The sequence below is a fragment of the Colwellia sp. F1 genome (assembly GCF_056238625.1).
In genome coordinates this window covers 1-3,317 of the sequence record NZ_JBWDLI010000050.1, presented here as the reverse complement: position 1 = coordinate 3,317, position 3,317 = coordinate 1, and the positions used below count along the sequence as shown (strand labels likewise).

General features: G+C 45.9%; 3 protein-coding genes. 2 read left to right on the top strand and 1 reads right to left on the bottom strand.

Annotated features, from left to right (window positions below; genetic code table 11):
* Nucleotides 1-2,234 (top strand): putative bifunctional diguanylate cyclase/phosphodiesterase (locus tag AC0UA9_RS16930; RefSeq protein WP_475661854.1); only part of this gene is annotated, 2,234 nt, incomplete at its 5' end.
* Between the two features lie 27 nt (nucleotides 2,235-2,261).
* Nucleotides 2,262-3,065 (top strand): PEP-CTERM/exosortase system-associated acyltransferase, encoded by an 804-nt coding sequence (locus AC0UA9_RS16925; protein WP_475661851.1) that lies wholly within the window; start codon nucleotides 2,262-2,264, stop codon nucleotides 3,063-3,065.
* A 31-nt stretch (nucleotides 3,066-3,096) separates the two neighbouring features.
* Here the strand turns inward: AC0UA9_RS16925 and AC0UA9_RS16920 are convergent.
* Nucleotides 3,097-3,317, bottom strand: a 221-nt coding sequence (locus AC0UA9_RS16920; protein WP_475661849.1) for a hypothetical protein, incomplete at its 5' end; no start/stop codon positions are given.

The following is a 3,317-nucleotide window of genomic DNA, read 5'->3' as shown; positions in this document are numbered from 1 at the left end:
GTTCCCCTCCCGCCGAGGCGCTTTTACTGGCAGATTGGAACGGCCATATTCTAGCGCTGACAAACCGCGACCAGACGCTTTCGATACTTCAACGAGCATCTCAAGACGTCTTTCTGAATCAATTGGCTCATATGCCTTTCAGCCTTGAATACATGGGCCGGTATTTTGAATTAAGTGCCGTGTACATGGAGGAAGACGCCGACTGGCGCAGCACTGGGTACTTCCTACTTATTTCAGATATCACTTCTCAGATCGTCGCTATTCGTACAGCAACGAAAACACTACTTGTGGTGGGCTTGGTCGGCTGGTTAGCTGCCGAACTATTACTGTTGATTATCCTCTTGGGTCCCATGGCTCGGCTAAGGCGAGTCGCTGGTCTATTGCCCGCACTGGCAAACGGTGAATTTCGTCGTGTAAGGGATAAACTCCCATTACCAAGGCGGCATTTTTCTAATGAAATTGATAGGTTGGAAGATTCAACCCGGGAGCTTTCCCACCAGTTAGAAGCACTGGAACAGAGTGTCCAAGAGCATAGCGGACAGCTAGCCGAACGCGTAGATGAGCTAGCTAAAGAACGTGATTTTGTAAATAGTCTGCTCAATACCGCACAAGTCTTTATTGTTGTTCAAAATAGTGCTGGGCGTATTCAACTGATTAATGGCTACACGCTAGAAAGGTTAGGGCTAAAAGACGCAGATATTATTGGGCGCCACTTCTCTGACATCTTTGATCACAATGCGCACTTGGCATCGCCCAGCAACACTGCGGATGAAGCCAACAGTAACAGTAATGCTAATGACAGTACCGTGAATCGCCTCAGTACTTCCAGCCAGGAAGAAAAGACATTTCAAACTCAGGATAAACGCTCTTTTACCGTCGTTTGGTATCACGCTTTCTTGACGAACAGTAACAACCACAATGCTTCGAAGATATCCGTTGGGCTAGACATCACCGAGCGTAAGGCTGCTGAGGCGCGCTTAACGTGGCTTGCGGAACACGACCCATTAACGGAACTCTATAATCGCCGCTATTTCCAAGATGCTTTGAAGCGCACTATCGCTAATCAAGCCAAAGGCGCTGTATTACTACTAGACCTAAACCAGTTTAAAGAGATCAATGAACTGAGTGGCCACCATGTCGGCGACCGCCTATTACGAGAAGTTGCTGATACGCTGTTTTTAAATCTCAGTCAGCGAAGCATTATTGCCCGCCTCGGTGGTGATGAGTTTGCCCTACTGCTAGAAGATATTAGCAGCGAACAAGCAATTAATGTGGCTGAATACATTGCTCAATTACTGGACGGCCTTAGCTTCTCAGCCGCAGGAAGAAAGCACCATGTTTCTGCCAGCATTGGTATCGCGCTGTTCCCTGTTAATGGGCAGACACCTGCTGACCTGTTAGCTAGCGCCGATATGGCCATGTACAAAGCAAAAGAGAGTGGCAATCAGCATTGGTACCTTCTCAAGCAGGCGGAAAATGCTAAAGATGAGCTTCAAGAACGCGTCTATTGGGTAGAGCGGCTGCACAAAGCACTAGAAAACGACGAATTTGAACTGTGGGCGCAGCCCATTGTGCGGCTGAAAGACCGCGATATTAAGCATTACGAAGTATTGCTTCGTATGCGCAATGACGATGGTAGCTTAGTCTCTCCGGCACAATTTATACCTGTTGCAGAGCAAAGCGGTTTAATTATTCAAGTTGACCGTTGGGTACTGCGCCATAGCCTAGCTGCACTGGCGACGCTACAAAAAGAGGGCTTATCGTTGGCCGTCAATTTATCGGGCCAGTCTTTACATGATCTAGGTTTAAAACAGTTTCTGGCAGATCAATTAAAAACCTGTGGTGCTGACCCCCATCATCTCATTTTAGAAGTAACAGAGACGGCAGCTATTACAGATTTCTCAACAGCGCGCAACGTGCTGCAAGCCGTCAGGGATTTGGGTTGCCGAACAGCACTCGATGACTTCGGGATTGGATTTAGCAGCTTTCACTATCTTAGCCAGCTCCCGGTGGACTATATTAAAATTGATGGCTCTTTTATTCGCAGCCTACTTATCGATACGGATAGCCACACGCTTGTCAAAGCGATTGCCGATATATCAAGAGGCTTCGGTAAGCAGACTATTGCGGAATTTGTAGACCAAGAAGCACTGGTACCTGTTCTGCTTTCTTATGGCATTCAGTATGGACAGGGCTATCATCTAGGGAAGCCTGAAAAAATTCGACTTCGGTAAGCAGCCGCACTCAGAAGGAAGCAACAGATGCTAGCAGGGAAAACCACCCAAGGAAGTGAGTTTGACGATAAAAGTAATCATAAGGGGATGATTGACAAATTTATCGACGAGTATCATTTTTTTATTGCTAACACCGACGACCAAAAACGGCGCGCCTTCCGGCTACGGCACGATGTATTTTTAAAAGAATTCAACTACGAAATGCATGAAGATGAGGCGCATCTGTATGAGTCCGATGAGTACGATAATTACTCGGTTCATTGCCTTATAGAACATAAACGGAGTGGCATTCTTGCAGGATGCGGACGGTTAGTCATGCCCTTTTCCGGTAACACACACCCTGCTGATCAGTTGCCTGTTCAAAACCAAGGGGAGCAGTTACTAAACCATGCGACATTAACGCCATTTAAGCTACCGCCTCTTGAAACGTGTGAAGTATCACGGTTAGCTATTTCTAAAAATTTCAGAACACGAAAATCTACCACTCCAGAAGAAGCCGCAGATAAAGAAGTTGTCTTATTTTCACAAGATGAGGCAAAGACGTTCTCACTTGTCGCCCTGGGTCTTTTTTTATGTACTTACTCTATCGTTGGTTTAACTAATCGCAGGCATGTTTTTGCAATGATGGAGCCTCGCCTTCCCCGTTTATTGGCGATATCAGGCTTTAAGTTTACCAAAGTAAGTGAGCCGATTGTGTATCACGGTACTCGCCATGCTTACTACATTGACTATCATGTGGCGAAAAAAGAGATGAGTGAGCGTCTGATTCCGTTATACGAACATATCGCAGAAACATTAAAGCCTCAGATCGCTCACACATTTATTTCTTAACGCATTTTTTAAATCTAGCTCGTTAAACGACTTAAGAAAGCGCCGTTTGCCGAAAATCCTGAACTGAAATGCTGGCGAATTTTTCCAAAAAAAACACCAGTGTTTCAGGGTACTGAAAGTAGCGCTCAAATGTCTCTTGCCCATTTTTGCCACGCCGCGTCACTTTGGCATGGTATTGGCTGCCTATTTTAGTAACGTTAACGCTATTTTCTTGTTCACCTTCGTAGTGAACAGCAGATAAAGGCGAAGCAC

Excerpts from the sequence above, each read along its gene's own strand:
- AC0UA9_RS16925 (WP_475661851.1), top strand. The coding sequence starts at position 2,262 with ATGCTAGCAGGGAAAACCACCCAAGGAAGTGAGTTTGACGATAAAAGT.